This is a genomic window from Chloroherpetonaceae bacterium, from assembly GCA_033763895.1.
Classification (GTDB): Bacteria; Bacteroidota; Chlorobiia; order Chlorobiales; family Thermochlorobacteraceae; genus JANRJQ01.
The window spans coordinates 138911-160303 of the sequence record JANRJQ010000004.1; the positions used below are offsets into that span (position 1 = coordinate 138911).

Below are 21393 nucleotides of genomic sequence, written 5' to 3' on the forward strand. Positions count from 1 at the left end.
ATGGCAGAAATTTCAAATAAAAATCCTCAACTCTCTCAATCGGAGACCAACACGACCTCCTCAAAAGCTGTGATTGACGTCATTGACTTCAAATTTTATTACGGCCAAGTTAGAGCGCTTCACGGAATTACGATGAGTTTTCAGAAAGGCGAAGTTGTTGCGCTCATAGGGCCGTCGGGTTGCGGAAAATCTACCCTACTCAAATCCATCAACCGAATTCATGAAATCTCACTTCAAGTGAAAACAGAAGGGAAAATCTTACTTGATGGTAAAGATGTGTATTCAGAGATTGAAGATGTCACATTGCTTCGCCGACGCGTTGGGATGGTTTTTCAAAAACCGAATCCCTTTCCAAAATCAATTTTTGAGAATATTACTTATGGTTTGAAGTTAATTGGTGGGTATTCGCTTTCCGATCAAAAGGAAATTGTCGAAAAGTGCCTAAAGCAAGCTGCGCTTTGGGAAGAAGTAAAAGACCGTTTAGATAAAAACGCATTAGGCCTCTCCGGCGGGCAACAGCAGCGGCTTTGTATCGCGCGAGCATTAGCTACTGAACCGGAAGTGTTATTAATGGATGAGCCTTGTTCGGCCCTTGACCCAATTTCAACCCAAAAAATTGAAACCCTCATAGAGCAACTTCAAGAGCGATATACCATTGTGATAGTCACTCACAATATGCAGCAGGCTTCACGCGTTAGCGATCGCACGGGTTTTATGATGCAGGGCAACTTGATTGAATATGACGAAACCACCAAAATTTTCACAAAGCCTTCTGTAAAACTTACTGAAGATTATATCACAGGAAGATTTGGATAAGAATTGAAATTATTAGCGAGTTATGATGTTACGGTAACTTCGTTCTCTATTTTCAATATTGTGTTTTCACTTTTTTTATTGAACTCTAATGCAAAAAAATCTGCCAATTCTTCTTCGCGAGTTAGAAGAAAATATCTATAAAATGTCAAGCGAAACCGAAGACCTTGTCTCGGATTCATTAAAAGCATTGGTGGAAAAAAACCTTGACTTAGCCAATAACATTATTGAACGAGAGAAAGAAATTGACAATATGGAACTTCTCGTTAATGACTTGGTTTCTCGAATCCTCGCGCTTCAGCAACCGGTTGCCGGCGATTTGCGCCTGATTATTGGTTCTTTGAAAATCGCCACCGATTTGGAGCGAATTGCAGATCACGCCTTGAATATTTCCGAATCCGCCATATCGCTGATGAAAGTTGAACATGATTTTGTGATGAATGAAATTTTTGTGATGGGCTCAGTTGTAAAAATTATGCTCTCCGGCGCCATAGAAAGTTTTTTAGAAAAGAATACCCTTGTGGCGAGAGGCGTACTAAATTCTGATGATGAAGTGGATGATTATAACCGCTCTATCACTGCAAAATTGATGGATAAAATGGCTACTCAAAAATTAGAAATCGGGATTGGGCTTGATCTTGTTCGGGTTTGTAAGAACTTAGAAAGAATTGGAGATCTTTCAACCAACATCGCTGAAGATGTCATTTACATCAATGACGCTAAAATGGTCAGGCACAACAGCAACCGCTCGTCTATCTAATTTTTTTCTTTGGATATTTGGGAAACAAAAAACGCTTGCAGAGCAAGCGTTTTTTTTGTGCACCCGAAAGGATTCGAACCTATAACCTTCTGATTCGTAGTCAGATGCTCTATCCAGTTGAGCTACGGGTGCTGAAATTGGGTTGCAAATATAATTGAATTTACTTGCTCATCAAATTTCTATTTTTTTTCCTTAATTCCGGCATTTAAAACTTAATGGGTTGATTTGGCAGCTTTTTCTAAACGGTCCATCAATGCCAAACCAATACCATTTGAAGAAATTCTTTCGCAATAAATAGTTTTTACGCCAAGTTCATCACATTCACGAAAAAAGTGAAAAAGGCTTGAGGCGTATTCTTTTTGATTATTGCAAATCCGCTTTGCCATCAACCCAATAAGCCCAAAGTCACTATTGAAATCATGAAGTCCGATATAGGCTGAATTCGATAAGGGCTGAATTTCTGAGGTATCGTGAACAAGAATGATTCTTGCATTTGGAGCATAATGACGGTATTTCATGCCCGGGCTTTTTGGTGCTTCCGTTTTCGACGGTTTGTAGATCTGAATATCGGAGACAACGTGTTGCAATTCTTCCAAGGAAATAGCACCGCTCCGAAGTAACAAAGGGGTGTGAGTAGAACAATCGATGATTGTGGATTCCAAACCGTGTAGCGTCGGTTCTCCTTTCAGAATACAGCTGATTTTTCCATTCAGATCTTTTAGTGCGGCCTCCCAAGTTGTCGCACTTGGCTTGCCAGAGAGATTGGCTGATGGTGCGGCGATTGCCACCCCACATTCTTTAAGAAAATCATGCGCGAGTGGGTTAGAAGGCATACGAATACCGATGGTTGGTAGGCCAGCCGAGACAACATCTGGAACATATTTACTCTTTGGTAATACAATCGTCAGTGGGCCCGGGAAAAACTGTTCAATTAATTTTTCAGCAGATGGTGTTATTTTTTTTACCAAAAGATCTAACTCTGAAAAATGTGAAAAATGTGCAATGAGCGGATTATCGCTCGGCCGACCTTTGACTAAAAAAATTTTTTCAACCGCTCGGGGTTCAAATAGATTCGCACCTAACCCAAATACAGTTTCTGTTGGGAAAGCAACCAATTCATTTTTTGAGATAAACTGTGCTGCTACCTTTGGGGAACGGGTCAGTTTAGTTTCCATTTCTTGATTGTTTCATACACCATTGAATTCAGATTTTTGAATGCTAGTGCACCACCTTTGGGTTAAGTAATCGTTTATTCTTACTTCTGAACTAATAGCTAAAACACCCATTCGAGATAAAAGATTGAGGGTTGAATCGGTGGATGGGATAATACTTGATTCTTTCAACCTACGATTTTATCAACACTTACAGTAAGGATTCGACCAATCCGTCTGTTACGCAATCTTTGCGCTCGGCTTAAACGCTTTGGGCATTCAGCCTTTCGGTTTGGTCATGAACTTGCAGTGCTTCGATTATTTCGCCAAGGTCGCCATCTAAAACTTGCTGTAATGCATGTGTTGTAAAGCTGATGCGATGATCGGTGATTCTTGATTGGGGGAAGTTATAGGTACGTATTTTTGCACTTCGATCTCCTGTAGAAACCAAGGAACGGCGTAAATCTTCACGCTCTTTGCGTTGATTTTCAAGTTGAATATCATACAGTTTAGCACGAAGCATCTTCATTGCCCGTTCGCGATTTTGCAATTGAGATCGCTCTTCTTGACATGCCACAATTATACCGGAAGGAACATGTGTGATTCGAACGGCAGTTTCAACTTTATTGACATTTTGTCCGCCCTTTCCTCCACTCCGATAAGTATCGATTTGAAGATCATCTCGGCGAATCTCAACATCGACTTCTTCCGCTTCAGGTAGCACCGCAACCGTTGCTGCTGAGGTATGAATTCTGCCTTGCGTTTCTGTTGCAGGAACTCTTTGAACCCGATGCACGCCTGATTCAAATTTCATTGTACCGTACACATCCTTTCCGCTCATTTCGCAAATAACTTCCTTAAATCCACCCAATGCGGGAACATCATTAAAATCAAGTACTGAAAATTTCCACCCCATTCGTTCAGCAAACCGTTGATACATTCGAAGCAAATCTCCGGCAAATATGGATGCTTCATCGCCTCCTGTTCCTGCACGAATTTCAAGAATAATGTTTCGCTCATCAGTTTCATCTTTCGGAAGCAATAGAATTTTCAAAGCATCTTCTGCCTTAGGGAGCGTTTCAGCCAAGGCATCATATTCAGCTTGCGCAAGGGCTTTCATTTCGGGGTCGCTTTCAGCATAGAGCATTTCTTTGGCTCCGGCAAAGTCTTTCTTTTTTCGGCTGTAATCCAAATAAGCTTCAACGATGGGGCGAAGGTTACTGTATTCTTTATTGAGCGCTCGGAATTTATCCTGATTTGAAATAACCTCAGGATCTGCAATTTCCTTTTCGATTTGGTAATAGCGTTCTTTGATTTCTTCGAGTCTATCAAACATACTTACGGTTGAATGGAATCATTAGGAGTCAAAATTGGCTCTCGCAACAGGTAAATAAATCCACCTTCGCGATGAAGAACCTTTAAATCTGGATGCTCTGCAAGAAAGTCGTTTTGTGTGACTTTAGCCACCACAAAAAGCGGTTTATCAATCGAGCCTTTCAAAAGCCACTCTTCGCTGTATGCGTTTACATTTTTTGGCAGTTTCTTTTGAGTATAAAAATATGGTGCGTACGATTTAAACGCCGAAAGCACATAAACATCTTCATTGGCTTTGCTTTGGTAAAATCGAATTGGACCGGCTTGGGTGAATTCCTCAATCTTTGGAGCGAGCACAAGTGTAAAGAGATGAATCGTAATCATTGTGGCTCCAAAAAGCACAAGAAGACCGTTCACAATTTTTTCATTTCTAATGAGCAAAACAGTTAGTAAAATTGCACCTCCATAAAGCGCACCAACAGCCCACTCCCAACCCGACCACAGCACAGGTGTAGTTAATGCTGCTTTGGTGAGCTTATCTTTGAATAGTGGAATAATTTTCTCTGTATCATACAACACGACGGGGAAAAGTGTTAGAAGCAACGCAACAAGTCCACCAAAAAATGCTAAAGCGAGCGTTGCATTCGGTTTCCACATCGCCACGCCCTGATCAATTTTATAGAGGTAATATGCGGCAAGAAAAGTGATTGAAAAGTAACAAAGCGAAGAATAATGCACAATTTTTGTTGTAGCCAAAGAAACAGCCACAAAAGGAACCCATAAAAAAATATGCATCCATTTAAAGAATCTGGCTTCATTTTCTGAGTTATTTCCAGCCATTTTGTGTGACGCAATGGCAAGGAACGAAGAAGGGAAAACCCCAAAAAGCAATACAACAAAATGATAATAAAAAGGCTGCTCATGACCTGCCTCTGATTGAAAAAACAGCCTTAATTGATAGGCTATAAATTCATTAAAAAATTGGGTACCGTTATGAAGCAATTCAAGTCCATACCAAATTGAAGAAACAAGCAACGCGGTTACCCCAAAAATAACCGTCTCGAAAAATGAAAAGGGAATGGTTTCACGCCTGTAATATGAGATGACCGAATAAACCAAGGCAACCAGCACAATCATCGCTAAACCAACAGGGCCTTTGGTCAATACCGCAAGTCCGGCAAAAACACCCGCCCAAACGAAATGAAGTAGTTTCTTTTTTTGAACTTCGCTTGCGCTAATCAAAAACAATAGACTTGTAAAAATGAAAAGATTGAAATAAGGGTCGATAATCCCTGTTTTAAAGTAGAAATGCGGGGTCATTGAACCCATATACGCCAATGCCCAGAAGAGACCGAATCGCTCGCTAAAAACTTTTGCACCAATGTTAAAAAGGGTTACCAAAGTGATTATCCCGCAGAGAGCATTTGGGAAACGCGCACCAAATTCATTAACACCAAAGATTTTCATTGAAATCACTTGCAGCCAAAAGAAGAGGGGCGGCTTCTCCCAAAAGGGATGAAAATCAACTTGAACCCGTGTATAATTTTGGGTAACAATCATTTCTCTTGCCGATTCAGCAAAGTTGATTTCATCCCAATCAAACAGATGTACTGCTCCGAGAAAGGGAATAAAAAAAACTGCTGCAAAAATGGCAATGCCAAAGCTGATTTGAAGACGACGCGACACGGTAAATTTTATTTCATGTTATGATAAACAGCCTGAACATCATCATCATCTTCAAGTGCGTCGATTAGCGATTGCACTTCCAACTCCACCGCTTCGGAAACATCCGTTGAATTTGTGGGTAAATACTGTAGTACCGAAAGCTGAGGATGAAGTCCCTTTTCTTCCAAATGCTTTTGCATCGTTGAGAAATCAGCAAAGGTTGTATAAATCAAGATATCGTTATCCTCTACTGAAAACTCTTCAGCACCAAAGTCGATAAGCTCTAATTCGAGGGCTTCAAGATCGGCGCCTTGAGGCGCAGCAAGCTTAAAAATGCCCTTTCGTTCAAACATAAATGCCACTGAACCGCCGGTTCCTAATGAGCCTTTATGCTTATTGAAATGCATTCGAACATTTGCAACAGTTCGCGTAGGATTATCAGTTGCAGTTTCAACCAAAATGGCAATCCCGTGAGGTCCGTAGCCTTCATAAATCAATTCTTGAAAATCACCATCTTCCTTTGAAGCCGCTTTTTTAATCGCATTTTCAACCCGATCCTTCGGCATATTGACGCTTTTTGCGTTTTGAATTGCACGCCTCAACCGCAAGTTGGAATCGGGATTGGTGCCTCCGGCTTTTACAGCCATTGAAATTTCACGGCCTATCTTTGTAAAGGCCTTCGACATTTTCGCCCAACGGGCGAACATTTTATCTTTTCTTTTCTCAAATATGCGTCCCATAAAAGACTCCTCTTGATGATCTCGGAAAATTAAATCTTATTTTCTTTCCGAAGTTTGTAAAAGTGATGAATGATATGTGTATTCATCGTCTGCAATAAAGGCCGAGTTATCGACAAACACTCTTGTCGGCACACCGGTATTTCGATCATAGGCAATTTCGAATCTCGCCACGGCTTGCTGTGTTTCAAGCCACTCACAAAGCGAGAGTAATTGTTCAACTGTTTGAAAATCTTGAAAAGGCGGGTTTAGTGGCAATTCAGTTGACAAATTTACTACACTTGTAATCGACCCATTTTCGACTCGAATTCGATAAACAACCCCAAAATTAACGCAGAAACACTCTTTACGTTGTGTCAACTGATAATTACTCAAGTTCATCGATTCCCACTTCGATTTTGCTTCGAGATAGTTCATTGTTGTTACCAAAGGAATCTCTTCCTTACAACCGAATTGAACCATCAAGAAACAAAACAACATCGTCAATAGACCGGCTTTGTTCACCTGACTACCCATTGGTATAAATTGGTCCGCCACCGCCTTCAGGTACTTTCCAAGTAATGACTTGATAGGGATCAGCGATGTCACAAGTTTTACAATGAACGCAATTCGAAGCATTGATTTGTAATTTTTTTGCACCCGAAAGTTCATTAATCACAACCATTTCATAAACCGCCGCCGGGCAAAAATGTTGACACGGATTTCCATATTCTACCGTGCACTTGGTATTGCAAATATCTGCAATAATTTCGGGCTTGATGTATAAATGACAGGGCTGATTTTCTTCGTGTGTGGTTTTTGATTCATAAACATCATTCAGTTTGTCAAAGGTCAATTTACCATCATATTTGAATCCAGCCTTTTCGTTACGTATTCGCTCGCGTTGCAACCGGCCCAAGCGTTGCATTCGGGTATAATCTTCGCTTGAAGTGAGTCTCTCTTTGAAAATTTTTCCACCAAAAAGAAGTTGTGTCCCGGCGCGGAGCAATCCAATGTAAAGCCCTTGATCGAATGCTTGTCTGAAATTTCGTGATGCAAAGAGTTCATTTTTTGCCCACGATGCTTCAAATTTCGTTTCATAACTCTTGAGCGACTCAGCAGAAAAGTCGTTTTTAAGGAGAGCTTCAAAGATGGACTCCGCTGCAAGCATTCCTGATTTCATTGAGAGATGAATGCCTTTTAGGCGCATCATATTTAAGAAGCCGCCGCTTTCGCCGGTTAAAAGAAAACCATCGCCATAGAGCTTTGGCATTGCATAGTAACCACCGCCGGAAATCGTTTTTGCACCATAACCAACCATTTTTCCTTCGGTCAAAAGGTTTTTTACAAAAGGATGGGTTTTGAATTTTTGAAGATAGAAGTGCGGATCATTCCCTGCACTTTCGGAATCGAGGGCGGTGACAAAACCAACCGATAAGGTGGTATCACTTATGGCATAAATCCAACTTCCACCATAAACACTTGTAGGTAGAGGAAATCCAAATGAGTGATAGACGGTTCCTTTTTTTATTCTTCCCGCAGGAATTTCCCAAATCTCCTTCACTCCGGTTTCGTAAGATTGTGGATTTTTTCCACTATCAAGTCCCAACCGCCGAACGAGAGCCTTTGTTAGAGAACCTCGTGGCCCTTCGCCCAATACGGTAACTTTGGCGTTGATATTGACACCCGGTTCAAAATTTTCTTTTTGTTTCCCGTTTTTATCAATTCCGCGGTCTCCGGTTTGAACCCCAATCACCTTCTTTGACCCTTTTCCACCATCATAACGCATTTCTGCGCCCGGAAAACCTGTAAAGATGTTGATTCCCTTTTTTTCAGCAATAGTGCCAAGCCACTCCCCAAACTTATTCAGCGAAATGATGTATTTACCGTGATTTTTTAGCGGTGCAGGGGTATAGGGCAATGAGAAATTTCCCTTATCAGTGAGGAACATCACCTTTTCATTTGTGACTTCCGATTCAATCGGGCATCCTTGGGCTTGAAAATCCGGTATAAGCTCTTTTAATGCAATCGGGTCAAGCACGGCACCTGATAGAAGATGATCGCCAACACGAGCACCTTTTTCAATGATGCCAATTTGCGGCTCAATGCGCTTCTCCGGATTGGCTTGATTATGCTGATCAATAAGGTTTTGCAAGTGAATGGCTGCCGAGAGATTGGCAGGGCCAGCCCCTACAAAGAGCACATCCAAATCGATGACTTCCCTTATTACTTCTTTTTCGTTAAGATTCGTGCTTTCGATTGACATTGGTTCCAAAAATGACGAGCAACTGTTCTCGATTAATTTTAAAATGATTTTAAGCGGCAAATATACAGCCGTTTTTAAGAATGCGAAGCCCGATTATTTCTGTTTAATGAAGAATTTCTCTAAAGAGTCATTTTTCCTTTTCTGTTTCACCCTTCTCACATAACTTTACAAATTATTCAATTGAGTTTTCCGCTTAATATTTGTCAAAAATTAATCAATGATTACGCGTTACGGGTATGGCACAATCGGAGTTGTTATCGTTTTTGCCATTGTTTTAGCTACTCTAGGTCATTTTATACAAGATTCAGTGCCAATTCTGGCTTATTTATTTTTAGGGATGGGGATTTTTAGCGTACTTTTTGCGCTCCAATTTTTCCGCGATCCCGAACGAACCCCAAAAGAAACCCGCAATGTCGTCATCTCACCTGCCGATGGAAAAGTGGTTTTAGTTCAAGAGGTCGAGCATCACCCTTATTTTAACGGTAAAGCCAAAATGGTGTGTATTTTTATGTCGCCAATCAATGTGCATGTAAACCGAAATCCGATTTCAGGGAAAATCAATCACATGAAGTACATCGAAGGGGAATTTATTGCCGCCTTTGACCACACATCTGGGGAAAAAAATGAGCGAACTGAAATCGGAATCGAAAACGACCGAATAAAAGTTTTCTTTAAACAAATCTCAGGCTTCGTTGCTCGCCGCATTGTTTGTGATTTAAGTGTTGGAGATGATGTAATGATTGGCGAGCGATTTGGGATGATTCGCTTTGGAAGCAGAGTCGATATGTTTTTACCTCCAGAGGTTTCGATTGAAGTCAAATTAGGCCAACACGCAAGTGCCGGAGAAACAATTATTGCCCGTTACGCTTAAACCGATGAAAACAAAAATCAGGGTTTGCCAAACCGATTGCACACTCGCAAACTTTCAAGAGAACCTTGAACGGCATTTGGTCTTAATTGAACAGGCAATTGCAGAAGGAATTGAGTTTATTGTATTTCCGGAGCTTTCACTTAGTGGATACAATGTTCAGGATGCCGCTCAAGATATTGCTCTTCCAATTTCAGATGAAAAATTTGACCCGCTTCGCAAAGCAAGTCATCAAATATCCATTCTTTGCGGTGGAATCGAACTCTCAGAACATTATGGGGTTTATAACTCAGCCTTCTTTTTTGAGGATGGAAAATCTGAAACAGTACATCGTAAAATTTATCTTCCTACTTATGGCATGTTTGAAGAGTTAAGGTACTTTTCTGCCGGAAAGCAAGTTCAGCCTTTTCACTCAAAACGATTAGGAAAAATAGGTGTTGCAATATGCGAAGATAATTGGCATGTCAGTGTGCCTTATCTGCTTGCGGCGCAAGGGATAAAAGTTCTTTTCATGATGGTTGCAAGCCCTTTGCGAATTGATATGCGAAGCGGAGAGTTACGAATTGCAGAAACTTGGCAAATGATGGCTAGAACTTACGCGACTCTTTTCAGCATGTTTACAGTTTTTGCAAATCGGATTGGAAACGAAGATGGTCTCTCCTATTGGGGCGGCTCTGAAGTCATTTCACCCGATGGAGAAACTCTTGCTAAAGCGCCGAACTTTCAATCGACACACATTGATGCATTTATTGATTTCGCTATGGTTAAACGCGCAAGGCTTCGCTCTTCTCACTTTTTGGATGAAGATTTTAGCTTCTGCCGAGATGAACTCAACCGAATCATTGATCAAAAAACTCATTTAGGATGACCAAAGAATTAGCTCTCAACGAAAAAGCGGAAATGCTTGCCTATGTTAAGGAAACGCTTCATTATAGTGCAGACCTGAAAAGACGCGTCGCCGAAGAATCATCGGAAGCGATTTATCAAATGGCCGTGATGATTGCCCAATGCTTTCGAAACGGCGGGAAACTGCTCGTCTGCGGGAACGGCGGGAGCGCCGCGGATTCGCAGCATATTGCAACGGAATTCACAATTCGGTATAGAAGCACTGTTAACAGACCTGCGATGCCAGCCATTGCGCTTACCACCGATAGCTCAGCGCTTACCGGTGGCGCAAATGACCTCGGTTACGATAATACCTTTGCGCGACTCGTTGAAGCGTATGGAAAAACAGGCGATGTGTTTTTAGGTATCTCAACCAGTGGAAACAGCGAAAGCGTGATTCGCGCACTTTCTTATGCGAAATCTCACGGGCTTAAAACCCTTTCACTCTTAGGCAATACAGGCGGGAAAATGAAAGGGATGGCTGATCTTGAAATTACTGTTCCACATCAAGGCGCCGCAGATCGCATCCAAGAGTGCCATATCGCAATTGCCCATATCATTATTCAGCTTGTTGAAGAACTTTTTGGATATAAAGAGATTAAATAACTCACTACGAAATCACATAATTTATATGAATACGATTGAAGGACATCTTTCCGCTAGCGGGATGAAAATGGCGATTGTCGCTGCGCGTTGGAATGATTTTATAGGAAGCAGACTTGTTGAAGGCGCTGTCGATTGTTTTATTCGTCACGGAGGCAAAGATGAACATCTTACGCTTGTCCGATGCCCCGGCTCCTTTGAACTTCCAATGGTGTTAAAAAAAGTAGCGGCCACCAAAAAATATGATGCCATCGTGGCAATCGGCGTTCTTATCAAAGGCGCGACCGACCACTACGATCTTATTGCTGCCGAAGCAACCAAAGGCATAGCACAGGTTTCAATGGAGTCAGGGATTCCGATTGCTTTTGGCGTACTGACCACCGATTCCATTGAACAAGCCATCGAACGCGCCGGAACAAAAGCGGGAAATAAAGGCTGGGATGCAATGGCAGCAGCAATCGAAGAGGTTGATTTGTTTAAGAAAATCGGTTAATCGTTGATTCAAGAATCAAACTTTTTGGAAGATATTGTTGGTGGTTTAGGCTTCAAAATACGGTGAGACACAAGCAAAAAAAATCTTTTAAAATGCTTGTTTTTTTGTTGCAGATATAAAAGGTTTTTTTAATTTGCTAACAGTAATTAAACATTGTGTTAAACATTAGGCAATGCCAAGCGGCACAAAATTTGTAACAACGCCTGAGAACATTGTTACAAGTACCGCTTACGCACGCCAACTATGACAACGAGAAGAAAAGAACAAATTGTAGCTCATCTTCACTGGTGATTCTACAAAAGTGCTATACAATTAGTACGGGATTTTTGGATAATCTCCAAGTTTTTCTGGAAAATTTACGAGAGCAGTCTTCTTACATTAAACCTCAGAGTACTTCTGAGGTTTTTTTATCAAAATGTTTCTCTTTTTATCCCAAGCATATATCCTCTCACCCTTTCTTAGCTCATCAAATTTCCTTGAAATACTAAATCTTGTCTTCACTTTGAAATCAATTGGATTTATTTCGCCGATTGAGGGTTTCATTTTAATTTCACCCTCATAACAAATTCTGTAATTCACATTCATGACAGGCGAAGACCCAACATTTAGTACCAATTTTCAAATTACTTCTAAGCCTGTAATAGACCTACTCATTGCTTGGGATTGGGAATTTGACCTCGACTTCATCAATACACTCAAACGGAAATCAAAAGACACTCCACTTAAAAAAATTGAAGACATCACGGTCTATGACCTTGATGGTGAGTTTTACCAACGATTAATTCATCATGAGATTCATGTTCGCGCTTTTCTAGATCGAGCTAGCGATGCCAACCCTCAATTTCTGCCGTTGTATAAATCTCTATGCGATAGCGGCACGCAAATTATTAATCCAATTGAAGTTTCAAGCAAGGCTTGCGACAAATCGCAAATGCATTACAAATTGATTGATGCAGGCATACATGTTCCCAATTCTGTGATACTTCCTTCTTTTGATCACATGCCAAAGCTTGATGAGTATCACCTCTCAAAGTTGCGTCATTTGCCTTCGCCCTTTATCTTAAAGCCCGCGAATGGCGGTGGAGGCGAAGGGGTTCACCGATTTGTTCGTTCTCTTGATTACGCCTCTCAAGCCAGAAAGGAATGGGCGTGGGATAGGTATTTGGCACAAGAAAAAATTGTCCCTCGATTTCTATCTGGGTCACGGTGTTGGTTTCGGGCGTATTCTTTTTTTGGGAGATTTGATGCAGTTTGGTGGAACGATGAAACCAAAATTTACAAGTCACCTTCTGCTCAAGATCGGAATGAGCCTTGGTTTCAAGTCCTAATTCACATTACCAAAACCATATCAGAAGTTATAGAGCAAGCGACAGGCAAACGACTCGATTACTTTTCAACTGAAATTGCAATGGATAAACACGATCAATTTATTGTGATTGATTATGTGAATGATCAGATTGATTTGCGCCCAAAATCAAAACATTTTGATGGGGTGCCGGATGGCTTGGTTGAAGAGGTTGCGATGGCATTAATCGATTTCATCTCCAAAACTTCCAATTAAAACAAGCGAAACGCATCTTCAAGATGAGTAATCTCTTCTTGAATTCCATCAGCTAAAATTCCCACGACATCGAACCGATAAATCGTATTTGATGATGGGAATTTTCGAATGTAACACTCTGCAGCTTTTGCCAATTCCTTTTGCTTTGCAATTGTAATTGCTTCCAACGGGTGACCATATCCTGTACTTCTCCTGAGTTTAACTTCTACAAATGCGATGACTTCGTCTTTTCTAATAATGAGGTCAACTTCATTTTTACCGCATCGAAAATTACGCTCAAGTACTTTGTATCCCTTTTGAGTAAGATGATGAGCAGCAATTTCTTCGCCTGAGCGTCCTAAGCTTTGATTGGTTAATGACATTGAAATCACATTTTTTCGGGTGGTAAAATTCTCGAGTCCATTCCAACTCATATATAGGAAATCAATCGGAAAAAATTGTCCATATTCCTACCGCAATAAAACCAACGCCTGCTAGTAATTTCAAAGTTTTTGGAGAAACCCATTTTTCGATTACACTTCCGGCAAGTACGCCGAGACCGGCGGCAAGCGTTAGAGCAAAGGCTGACCCTAAAAAAACTGCCCATTTGCTATGCGATTCATTGGCAGAAAAAAGCATCGTGGCAAGTTGTGTTTTATCGCCAATTTCTGCCAGAAAGACGGTCATCGCCACGCTGAAAAATGTTTTCCAAAACATTGTTTATAACCAGTTAATCATTTTGACGAAGCGGTTCCCTTCGGTTTGCAAGTTCCCAGCCAAGCGAAAAAGCAAGCTTTGCCACTTTTGCCATTCTCGGAAAATGAATTTTCTCGACATCGTCGGTTGTCTTATGATAGTCAGCATGTAGCCCATCAAAGAAAAAGACTATCGGGATTCCGTTTTTGGCGAAGTTATAATGATCGCTTCTGTAGTAAAAGCGATTGGGATCATTTTCATCATTGTAGGTGTAATCAAGCTTCAGGTTTACACTTTCTGTATTTTGGCGAATCAAGGCGTCGTCTAAGTCCTTTGAGATTTTATCAGACCCAATGACATAGATATAATCTGAAACCCCGATTTTCTCGTATTTGGTTGAATCAACTCTACCCACCATATCCATATTGATGTTGGCATAGGTTGAAGTGAGTGGAAACTTTGGGTTATCGGTGTAATACTTCGAGCCAAGAAGGCCTTTTTCTTCTCCCGAAACCGTCATGAATATCATTGAGCGCTTGGACCGAATCGGGTTTTTAGCAAAGGCTTCTGCAAGGGTTAAAATCGTTGAAGTTCCGGAGCCATCATCATCTGCGCCATTAAATACTGTTCCTTCATAGGTCATGCCCACGTGGTCATAGTGAGAGGTAAGAATCACGGCTTCATTTTTCAATTTAGGGTCACTTCCTTCTAAAAAGCCACAGACATTTTCAGATTGCAGAAAGCCTTCTTGAAGATCGATCGTCAATGTGAGTTTTGTGTTAGGAATCTCGAAAGAAGCCGGAGCGGCAGATTTCTCAATAGTTTCGTAAAGGGTTTCGATTTTCTTTTGCGACTCAGCGAGCAGTGCATTGGCGGTTTTTTTTGAAATGAAATAAAGCGGGGGCGTTGCTGTTTTTGTTCCTTTAGCGGTTCCTTTATCCGGTGCATCAGTAAGCTCCATTGAACTTTGCGAAATATAATCGTGATATTCTTTGAATGTGTCAAAAAGGGATGTGGTATCGCTGCCAAGCTCAGTGACTATTAATACCGCACTAGCTTTTGCAGCGGAAGCCGCAAGGTATTTATAGCGTGAATCCGACCATTGTGTGGGTTTTGCGCCATCAAAACGACTGGAAGAATCATTTTGCTGAGGCTCACCAGTCATAATCATTACAATTTTGCCTTCGAGGTTTTGCCCTGCAAAGTCGTCGTAACGATATGTTTTGGCATCGCTGATTCCAAAGCCTGCGAAGACAACCTTACCTGAAATCGATGGCGGAGGATTAAAGGCTCGTGACGGAAAAAAGACGAAATCATGAAGAAATGTGGTGATGTTCTCACTTGAGTTTCCTGAAAGAGAACGGCGCTCAATGAGCATTGTGTTGTTCTGACCAACACGCCTTTCTTTCACCCAAAAATGTTGAAAGTAAGTTCCATTATCACCTATGGGTTTTAATCCCAGCCTTTCAAAATGTGCGGCGATATAGCGTGCAGCAAGTTTCTGTCCGCGCTTCCCCGTTTCACGGCCTTCCATCAAATCGCTTGCTAAAAACTTCAGGTGAGAAGCTAGAATGGTGGTATCAATAAACTTATATCCGAATTGATTTTTGGCTGGAGGAATTCCTTTAGGGATAATTCCCAGTTTTGGCTTTGGGGTTTTTGGTGTTGAGTTTGCTTGTGAATGCAGTTTACCGACGAATAGTAAAAAATGTAACGCCCCTAAAATGATAAAGGCCAAAGGCGCCATTGAAATCTTCACTCTCAATTGATTGTGTTGAAGCATGATTAATTTTTATGGATTGATAAACTTGAAGTGCCTTGAAAAAATCATGATGTGAAAATTCACTAATTGTTGGTCACAAAAACCTTGCTTACAATTTTCCACTCACCGTTAATTTTATAAAGCGATAGAACATCGATATATGACTTAGCCCCAAACTGTATATCTACTGAAACAATTGCAAGGGATCCTCTAAACTGCTCAAACTTAAGAATTTTGTAACGGCTTGCTTTCAAGTCGCTTTCGCTGTAAGGGGTTCTCTTTGCGCGCGTGCTCCAAATCGGAAGTAAATCGCGAAAGTGAATTAAGGTATCGTTTTTCCCATCTGGCATTAAGCGATGCATTCCACCCGATGTGGTATCAAAAGCTGTGTAAAGAATCCTTAAATCGCCGGTTAAGTAACCATTAAAGTAGGCTTGAATTTTTTCTTCAACCAGCTTTTGATCTTTTTCATTTTGAGCAAAAATGGTTTTAGGGCTCAAAATCACGGTAGCAAGAAAAAAAAGGAACAAGAAACCAATGAAAGAATTCCTGCGAAGATTTATTGAATTCACTTTAGAATGCATGAACAATTTGAACAAATTCCTCCGCCTTTAAGCTTGCGCCGCCAATCAGCCCGCCATCGATATTTGGCATAGAAAAGAGCTCTTTAGCGTTGCTTCCCTTCACACTTCCGCCATATTGAATCGTCATATTTTCGGCAGATGTTGCAGAATACAATGCGGTTAAGAGGCTTCGAATAAACGCGTGAACTTCTTCAGCTTGTGCAGGTGATGCAGTTCTACCTGTTCCGATTGCCCATACCGGTTCATAAGCAATGGTGATTTTTGCAAGCTCTGTATCTGATATTCCCACCAAGCAACCTCTTACTTGTCTTTCGACAACTTTTTCGGTTACACCGCCATCTCGCTCTGCAAGCGTTTCGCCAACACACAAAATGACTTCAAGCTGCTCTGAAAGTACTTTTTTCACTTTTTGATTGATAATACCATCGGTTTCTCCAAAAAATTGGCGACGCTCGGAGTGGCCTAAAATGACAAACTCGCAACCAACTGATTTGAGCATCGAAGCGGAAATCTCTCCCGTAAAAGCACCGTCATTTTCGAAGTGGCAGTTTTGGGCAGAGAGCTTCACAGGTGAATTCTTTATGACTTCATGAACGGAATCGAGGGCAAGAAAAGTAGGTGCAATTGCAACTTGGCAGTTCAACTCTTTATGCCCAATCGCTCGAATAACTTCTGAAGCGAGGGCAATTGAACCTGAAACGGTTTTGTTCATTTTCCAATTTCCGGCAACAAACTTTTTACGCATACACAAAAATAATTTTAATACAAATAAGAACTTTCGACATGTACTCTAAAAATACAGATTTTATTCATGTGCTTTTCAAAAAAAGAGAATACGCTTGATGCAATACCTAAAATCAAATTTTGCTCAAGCTAATTTTTGGGTGGTTATGCGAAGAGTAGCACAAAATAATTTATCGTAATAAAAAGAAGTTGGGGGAAAGAATTCGACTTCAATAGTAATCGGTGATCAATCAATACTCTGTCACGCGTTCGGCAAAAATCCGACGGACATCGCTCATTTTAAGGGTATGTATTTTCTGGCGGGTATCGCGAAACTTCAGTTCATTTTGATTAATTGAAGTTACATACCCGTGCCATACGCGAAGTTCAGTGGTTTCGATATTGACTTCTTCACCAACCAATTTTGTCGTTGCTTCTTGCGGCTTAATGATAATTTGTCTTTTTCCCATAAAGTGCTTTAATCGATTAAAACTTCTTAAGGCTTCAACATTGAGTAAAATCTGATTCAAAAAGAACACACTCCAGCGACACTCCGTTTACTTCACTTTTATTTCCATAATCTGAAATCGCATCGTGTTTTTCGGCCCTTTTACTTCCACTTTATCCCCTTTGGCTTTGCGTAAAAGCGCCTGCCCAATCGGCGATTTGATTGAAATTTTTCCATTATCCATATCCGTTTCCTCCGGCGAAACCAAAGTGTACTCGATTTCCTCTTTGCTATCTAAATTTTTGAGCCTTACCGTGGTTAGAATATAAACCTTATCGGTTTTGATATTTTTCTCATCAAGAATCGACGCCGAGAGCAAGGTACGCTCAAGGTTTGTAATGCGAATCTCATTCTGTGTTTGCTCTTCACGAGCGGCTTCATATTCTGCATTTTCCGAGAGATCGCCGTGAGAACGGGCCTCATCAATTTTTTCAAGAATTGAATTTCGTTTTGGCCCTTTGAGTTCTTCCAATTCACTTTTGAGCCTTTGATAAGCATCTCGAGTGAGATATGTAGTTTCAGCCATAAATGTATTTCTATAAATCGTTAAAAAACACCGAGCGGCAACGCCGCCCCACCTTGCGCACAATAAAATCGGGGAGAAAAATAAAAGTCAGTCTGATGCGCTCAGGCTGACTTTGTTACCTTTAATGAATTTACAACGCTTTCAATCTTTTCCAAAACCCAAAGCGGGATACAAAAAAACTTAATAAACAGGCGTCTGAATTTGCTTTTGGCTTAGTGCGTCAAGTGACGAATTCATTTGTAGCAGATGATTCGCTGAGCGTTTCACGCGCTTAGCCACCCAATGAATAAACTCATCCGAATCATTAACACAAGGAATGTATTGCATCTTTGAACCGCGGTAGCCGGCATTTTCGGTTTCCTCTACAGCCTCTAAATCGGCCTCGCTATTATCGGCGAAGAAGCCAAAAGGGAAAACGGCAACCTTTTCAATTCCCTCTGATTTGAATTCTTCAAGTGCAATTGCCAAAGTTTCGGGTGTCCATTCGCCGCCATAAACATGATTAAGACACCCGAGTTTAATGGCGTGAAACCGGTTTCTTGGGTCGTTCTCTAAAAAGGATTTTAGCTGAGTAAAAAATTGCAAGGTTTCTTTATAACCCGTATTCGCCTTTGGCGGCAATCCATCAGTCCCTTTCACCAAAGTTCCGTGTACGGCCAAAGCTAGCCCTAACTTGGTCGCTTTTTCTGAATTTTGCAGATTTGAAAAAATATGATTGGCATACACTTGAAGGAGTTCGGTGTCATTCCAAAAATGCTTGAGAACAACCACTTTGCCGAATGCACTTTCTTTGAAAGTATCGGTAGTAATAACGCAGCCCACACCGCAAGAAAAATCGGATTCGATAGGAATCATTGGAACGAGCACAATGGCATCGGAATTGCGATGAACTGTGAGTGTATTTTCGAGGTATGGCGGTACAAAGTAATAGGAATCTGCCACTTTGAAATCTATCTCTGAATCTCCCTTCAACACGGATTGAAGCTTTGATGCTTGATTTCGGGTAAGAGCATTTAGCTTTGAGCGATAACCCAGATTATTCCAATATTTTTTTCTTTTGAATGATCTTGTCCAAGCAATAAGCTCCACAATCGGCCTTGGGATTTTCGCAATTCGAGTGGTGATATATTTCAAGATTCTCTTTGAATTGGGGAGCAAATTTTTAATTGTCGGCTCTTCAACTTCGCCATAAGTGGCAAGAATTACGCTTACTTTTCGTTTTGTCATTGATTTATTCTTAAAAGCTTTTATCGCTTAAAGATTCTACTGAAATGAAAAATAATCGGTTTTCGTTTTTTCTTTCAGAATTCACTCTTGAATTTTCTTAATTAAATAATGAAAATACTGCATACTGCCGATATCCACATTGGATATGAAACACACGGGAAGCTTGATGCTTCCACCGGATTGAATTCAAGGCTTTTGGATTTTGAAAAGTGCTTTCAAGAAATGGTTCAAAAGGGGCTTGACGAAAAAATTGATTTATTTTTGTTTGTCGGAGACGCCTACCGTGATGCTCACCCTTCCCCAACCGAACAGCGAATTTTTTCTCGCGCCTTAAAACCAATCATAGATGCTAACATTCCAATTGTAATGATTGTAGGCAACCACGATCATCCGGTTGCTTTTGGAAAGAGCAATTCAATTGAAATTTTTTCAAATCTGATTGATGATGTCATCCTTTTTTCAAAACCTGAGTCAAAAGACATTGAGACTAAATCGGGGAAAGTGCGCGTGGTAGGGCTTCCTTGGCCTCAGCGCAGCCTGCTTTACACCAAACATGAACATCAAGATAAAAACCCCGAAGAAATTCGGGATGCGATGAAACGGGAGTATCTGGATTTTATTAGTGAGGAAGCAATGCGGATTCAAACTGAAAAAATTAACTATCCAACCATTTTAGCAGCGCATTTGCATGTGGATACTGCTCAGTTTACCGAAGGTTCTGAAAAAATGCTGATTGAAACCCGCGATCCGGTCTTTTCGGTTGATTCGCTTGCCCATCCCGCCTTTGATTATGTCGCGCTTGGGCATATTCATCGGTATCAAAATTTAAATCAAGGAAAAACACCGCCGGTGGTTTATAGTGGCAGCATTGAACGAGTAAGCTTTGCGGAGTGGCAACAGCCGAAGGGATTTGTAATTGTGGAATTTGACTCTGAAAAACGGGCGAGGTACTCGCATATTCAAACCCAAGCAAGAAAGTTTTTCTCTTTTGACGATGATCTCTCCAGCCTTGACATGAGTATTGATGTGAACCAATATCTTCAAGAGAAACTTTTACAGCTTGATTTTACGGATGCTGTTATTAGGCTGCGTTTTAATTGTACTGCAATCCAAAAAGCTCAAGTCAATTTTAGCTTTCTACGCGACCTATTAAAATCTGCATCATCGATTGCAGAACTTCGCTTTACGGTTGAAAAGGAAACGATTGATTCCACAAACTCTCCGCGTGTGACGCTCTCAGATTCAGTTGAAACAGCACTTGAGCGATTTATTGAGCGAAAAGGAACGGGAGGTTTACCCAAAGATAAAATTATGGAGGCCGCTCGAAACCTTGAAAATCAATCTTATTGAGAACGGGTTCTGAAAATTGGCAGGGCTTCTTTTTCGGTCAGGCGTAGGATGAGACCGTTTCTTGGTTTCGCATTCATCTCAAAGGATTGATTAAATTAACGTTTGAAAGGCAATAACGACACTGCCACACGAATTCATTTTCATTTATGTTTGAACGATTCAAAGCGAGTTTAACCTCCTCATTTGCAAAAAAAGTTTATGTCACTTTTTTTGCAATTTTAGCAATTGCCATTGTATTTGATAAAGTGATGATGCCATTGGTTACAAAAGGTGGTAGAATTACAATAGTTCCGGATGTCAGTGGAAAGACAATGACCCAAGCCACATTAATCCTTGAATCTGAAGGGCTAAAAGTTAAGGAAGGGTATCAACGGTTCGATCCCAAGAAACCGCTCGGGGTAGTGTTAAGTCAAATTCCAAGTTCCGGCTCTGAGGTAAAAGCAGGTCGGCATATTTATTTATCGCTCAATGTGAAGCGTAAGCAAAACGCTCCCTTACCTGATTTGGCGGGGCGAACGCTTGCTGATGCAAAATTAACTATAGAACGATACGGGCTTTCATTAGGAGATGTACAATTTGCGATTGCCAGTACGAAGTCGCAAGAGGGATTGGTTATGGCTCAATCAATTCCAAAAGGGACAATGATTACCGAGGGAACAAAAATTGATTTAACCATTGGAAAAAGTGCTTCCGATTTAGGGCTTCTTCAAGCGAGTGTTCCAGAGGTAACCGGAAAGACGAGCGGTGAAGCGGAAGCCATCTTAACGGATGCGGGATTTGCAGCACCCGAAATCAAGTATCAATATTCCACGAATTTAATTCCGAACACAGTAATAGGTCAGGAGCCAATGGCGGGTGTGATGTGGGAGTTGGCGACGCCGGTTAAGCTTATTGTCGCAACGCAAAATCGCGACTTGATTTCTCCGGAATAAACCGGTTGATG

23 protein-coding genes and 1 tRNA gene are annotated in these 21393 nt (G+C 41.0%); 9 read left to right on the top strand and 15 right to left on the bottom strand.

What is annotated here, in order from left to right:
• The first annotated feature begins 69 nt into the window (after nt 1-69).
• Both pstB and phoU read left to right on the top strand, forming a co-directional pair.
• The gene (gene pstB / locus SFU91_01340) at nt 70-816 is read left to right on the top strand and encodes a phosphate ABC transporter ATP-binding protein PstB (protein ID MDX2127660.1); all 747 of its coding nucleotides are present in this window, start codon (nt 70-72) and stop codon (nt 814-816) included.
• Nucleotides 817-904: 88 nt separating this feature from the next.
• Nucleotides 905-1573 carry a phosphate signaling complex protein PhoU gene (phoU, locus tag SFU91_01345; GenBank protein ID MDX2127661.1) on the top strand — a complete coding sequence of 223 codons (669 nt, stop codon included), beginning with the start codon at nt 905-907 and terminating at the stop codon, nt 1571-1573.
• Nucleotides 1574-1631: 58 nt separating this feature from the next.
• Here phoU and SFU91_01350 read toward each other — a convergent pair.
• The 7 genes from SFU91_01350 to SFU91_01380 form a co-directional block, all read right to left on the bottom strand.
• Nucleotides 1632-1705: transfer RNA gene (locus SFU91_01350), tRNA-Arg, on the bottom strand.
• 80 nt (nt 1706-1785) lie between these two features.
• The gene (locus SFU91_01355) at nt 1786-2748 is read right to left on the bottom strand and encodes an L-threonylcarbamoyladenylate synthase (GenBank protein ID MDX2127662.1); all 963 of its coding nucleotides are present in this window, start codon (nt 2746-2748) and stop codon (nt 1786-1788) included.
• A gap of 238 nt (nt 2749-2986) precedes the next feature.
• Complete coding sequence (gene prfA, locus SFU91_01360) at nt 2987-4060, bottom strand: peptide chain release factor 1 (GenBank protein ID MDX2127663.1); 1074 nt, start codon at nt 4058-4060, stop codon at nt 2987-2989.
• Between the two features lie 2 nt (nt 4061-4062).
• The gene (locus SFU91_01365; GenBank protein MDX2127664.1) at nt 4063-5724 is read right to left on the bottom strand and encodes a glycosyltransferase family 39 protein; all 1662 of its coding nucleotides are present in this window, start codon (nt 5722-5724) and stop codon (nt 4063-4065) included.
• A gap of 8 nt (nt 5725-5732) precedes the next feature.
• On the bottom strand, nt 5733-6443 hold the full coding sequence (locus SFU91_01370; protein MDX2127665.1) for a YebC/PmpR family DNA-binding transcriptional regulator: 711 nt from the start codon (nt 6441-6443) through the stop codon (nt 5733-5735).
• A 36-nt stretch (nt 6444-6479) separates the two neighbouring features.
• Nucleotides 6480-6956: a DUF6174 domain-containing protein gene (locus SFU91_01375; protein ID MDX2127666.1), complete on the bottom strand. Its 477-nt coding sequence runs from the start codon at nt 6954-6956 to the stop codon at nt 6480-6482.
• Nucleotides 6949-8685, bottom strand: coding sequence for an electron transfer flavoprotein-ubiquinone oxidoreductase (locus tag SFU91_01380; GenBank protein MDX2127667.1), 1737 nt, complete (start codon nt 8683-8685; stop codon nt 6949-6951). The genes SFU91_01375 and SFU91_01380 overlap by 8 nt, the downstream gene beginning before the upstream one ends.
• A 217-nt stretch (nt 8686-8902) precedes the next feature.
• Between SFU91_01380 and SFU91_01385 the strand changes: the two genes are divergently transcribed.
• The 5 genes from SFU91_01385 to SFU91_01405 all read left to right on the top strand — a co-directional run bounded on the left by SFU91_01385 (nt 8903) and on the right by SFU91_01405 (nt 13095).
• The gene (locus tag SFU91_01385) at nt 8903-9556 is read left to right on the top strand and encodes a phosphatidylserine decarboxylase (protein ID MDX2127668.1); all 654 of its coding nucleotides are present in this window, start codon (nt 8903-8905) and stop codon (nt 9554-9556) included.
• A gap of 4 nt (nt 9557-9560) precedes the next feature.
• Nucleotides 9561-10421, top strand: coding sequence for a nitrilase-related carbon-nitrogen hydrolase (locus SFU91_01390; GenBank protein MDX2127669.1), 861 nt, complete (start codon nt 9561-9563; stop codon nt 10419-10421).
• Nucleotides 10418-11044 carry an SIS domain-containing protein gene (locus SFU91_01395; protein ID MDX2127670.1) on the top strand — a complete coding sequence of 209 codons (627 nt, stop codon included), beginning with the start codon at nt 10418-10420 and terminating at the stop codon, nt 11042-11044. Before SFU91_01390 ends, SFU91_01395 begins: the two co-directional genes overlap by 4 nt.
• Nucleotides 11045-11063: 19 nt before the next feature.
• Nucleotides 11064-11534, top strand: coding sequence for a 6,7-dimethyl-8-ribityllumazine synthase (gene ribE, locus SFU91_01400; GenBank protein MDX2127671.1), 471 nt, complete (start codon nt 11064-11066; stop codon nt 11532-11534).
• A gap of 583 nt (nt 11535-12117) precedes the next feature.
• Complete coding sequence (locus tag SFU91_01405; protein ID MDX2127672.1) at nt 12118-13095, top strand: hypothetical protein; 978 nt, start codon at nt 12118-12120, stop codon at nt 13093-13095.
• Here the strand turns inward: SFU91_01405 and SFU91_01410 are convergent.
• The 8 genes from SFU91_01410 to SFU91_01445 form a co-directional block, all read right to left on the bottom strand.
• Nucleotides 13092-13457, bottom strand: coding sequence for a YraN family protein (locus SFU91_01410; protein MDX2127673.1), 366 nt, complete (start codon nt 13455-13457; stop codon nt 13092-13094). The genes SFU91_01405 and SFU91_01410 overlap by 4 nt on opposite strands.
• A gap of 61 nt (nt 13458-13518) precedes the next feature.
• Entirely contained in the window at nt 13519-13791 is a 273-nt protein-coding gene (locus SFU91_01415) for a TMEM165/GDT1 family protein (GenBank protein MDX2127674.1), read from the bottom strand.
• Nucleotides 13792-13804: 13 nt separating this feature from the next.
• Nucleotides 13805-15553 carry a M28 family peptidase gene (locus SFU91_01420; protein MDX2127675.1) on the bottom strand — a complete coding sequence of 583 codons (1749 nt, stop codon included), beginning with the start codon at nt 15551-15553 and terminating at the stop codon, nt 13805-13807.
• Between the two features lie 62 nt (nt 15554-15615).
• Nucleotides 15616-16062, bottom strand: coding sequence for a nuclear transport factor 2 family protein (locus SFU91_01425; GenBank protein MDX2127676.1), 447 nt, complete (start codon nt 16060-16062; stop codon nt 15616-15618).
• Between the two features lie 43 nt (nt 16063-16105).
• The gene (tpiA, locus tag SFU91_01430) at nt 16106-16861 is read right to left on the bottom strand and encodes a triose-phosphate isomerase (protein MDX2127677.1); all 756 of its coding nucleotides are present in this window, start codon (nt 16859-16861) and stop codon (nt 16106-16108) included.
• Nucleotides 16862-17090: 229 nt separating this feature from the next.
• A complete protein-coding gene (locus SFU91_01435) occupies nt 17091-17309 on the bottom strand; it encodes a hypothetical protein (GenBank protein MDX2127678.1) in 219 nt (72 codons plus the stop codon).
• A gap of 87 nt (nt 17310-17396) precedes the next feature.
• Complete coding sequence (greA, locus tag SFU91_01440) at nt 17397-17873, bottom strand: transcription elongation factor GreA (protein ID MDX2127679.1); 477 nt, start codon at nt 17871-17873, stop codon at nt 17397-17399.
• 180 nt (nt 17874-18053) lie between these two features.
• A complete protein-coding gene (locus SFU91_01445; GenBank protein MDX2127680.1) occupies nt 18054-19100 on the bottom strand; it encodes a ferrochelatase in 1047 nt (348 codons plus the stop codon).
• A 108-nt stretch (nt 19101-19208) separates the two neighbouring features.
• Between SFU91_01445 and SFU91_01450 the strand changes: the two genes are divergently transcribed.
• A complete protein-coding gene (locus SFU91_01450; GenBank protein MDX2127681.1) occupies nt 19209-20450 on the top strand; it encodes an exonuclease SbcCD subunit D in 1242 nt (413 codons plus the stop codon).
• A gap of 146 nt (nt 20451-20596) precedes the next feature.
• Entirely contained in the window at nt 20597-21382 is a 786-nt protein-coding gene (locus SFU91_01455; protein ID MDX2127682.1) for a PASTA domain-containing protein, read from the top strand.
• Nucleotides 21383-21393 lie beyond the last annotated feature (11 nt).

Excerpts from the sequence above, each read along its gene's own strand:
- SFU91_01395 (MDX2127670.1), top strand. The coding sequence starts at position 10,418 with ATGACCAAAGAATTAGCTCTCAACGAAAAAGCGGAAATGCTTGCCTAT.
- SFU91_01355 (MDX2127662.1), bottom strand. The coding sequence starts at position 2,748 with ATGGAAACTAAACTGACCCGTTCCCCAAAGGTAGCAGCACAGTTTATC.
- SFU91_01450 (MDX2127681.1), top strand. The coding sequence starts at position 19,209 with ATGAAAATACTGCATACTGCCGATATCCACATTGGATATGAAACACAC.
- greA (MDX2127679.1), bottom strand. The coding sequence starts at position 17,873 with ATGGCTGAAACTACATATCTCACTCGAGATGCTTATCAAAGGCTCAAA.
- SFU91_01375 (MDX2127666.1), bottom strand. The coding sequence starts at position 6,956 with ATGGGTAGTCAGGTGAACAAAGCCGGTCTATTGACGATGTTGTTTTGT.
- SFU91_01455 (MDX2127682.1), top strand. The coding sequence starts at position 20,597 with ATGTTTGAACGATTCAAAGCGAGTTTAACCTCCTCATTTGCAAAAAAA.
- SFU91_01385 (MDX2127668.1), top strand. The coding sequence starts at position 8,903 with ATGATTACGCGTTACGGGTATGGCACAATCGGAGTTGTTATCGTTTTT.
- SFU91_01370 (MDX2127665.1), bottom strand. The coding sequence starts at position 6,443 with ATGGGACGCATATTTGAGAAAAGAAAAGATAAAATGTTCGCCCGTTGG.
- tpiA (MDX2127677.1), bottom strand. The coding sequence starts at position 16,861 with ATGCGTAAAAAGTTTGTTGCCGGAAATTGGAAAATGAACAAAACCGTT.
- phoU (MDX2127661.1), top strand. The coding sequence starts at position 905 with ATGCAAAAAAATCTGCCAATTCTTCTTCGCGAGTTAGAAGAAAATATC.
- SFU91_01435 (MDX2127678.1), bottom strand. The coding sequence starts at position 17,309 with ATGGGAAAAAGACAAATTATCATTAAGCCGCAAGAAGCAACGACAAAA.
- SFU91_01420 (MDX2127675.1), bottom strand. The coding sequence starts at position 15,553 with ATGCTTCAACACAATCAATTGAGAGTGAAGATTTCAATGGCGCCTTTG.
- SFU91_01415 (MDX2127674.1), bottom strand. The coding sequence starts at position 13,791 with ATGTTTTGGAAAACATTTTTCAGCGTGGCGATGACCGTCTTTCTGGCA.
- SFU91_01410 (MDX2127673.1), bottom strand. The coding sequence starts at position 13,457 with ATGTCATTAACCAATCAAAGCTTAGGACGCTCAGGCGAAGAAATTGCT.
- SFU91_01405 (MDX2127672.1), top strand. The coding sequence starts at position 12,118 with ATGACAGGCGAAGACCCAACATTTAGTACCAATTTTCAAATTACTTCT.
- SFU91_01445 (MDX2127680.1), bottom strand. The coding sequence starts at position 19,100 with ATGACAAAACGAAAAGTAAGCGTAATTCTTGCCACTTATGGCGAAGTT.
- SFU91_01390 (MDX2127669.1), top strand. The coding sequence starts at position 9,561 with ATGAAAACAAAAATCAGGGTTTGCCAAACCGATTGCACACTCGCAAAC.
- prfA (MDX2127663.1), bottom strand. The coding sequence starts at position 4,060 with ATGTTTGATAGACTCGAAGAAATCAAAGAACGCTATTACCAAATCGAA.
- SFU91_01380 (MDX2127667.1), bottom strand. The coding sequence starts at position 8,685 with ATGTCAATCGAAAGCACGAATCTTAACGAAAAAGAAGTAATAAGGGAA.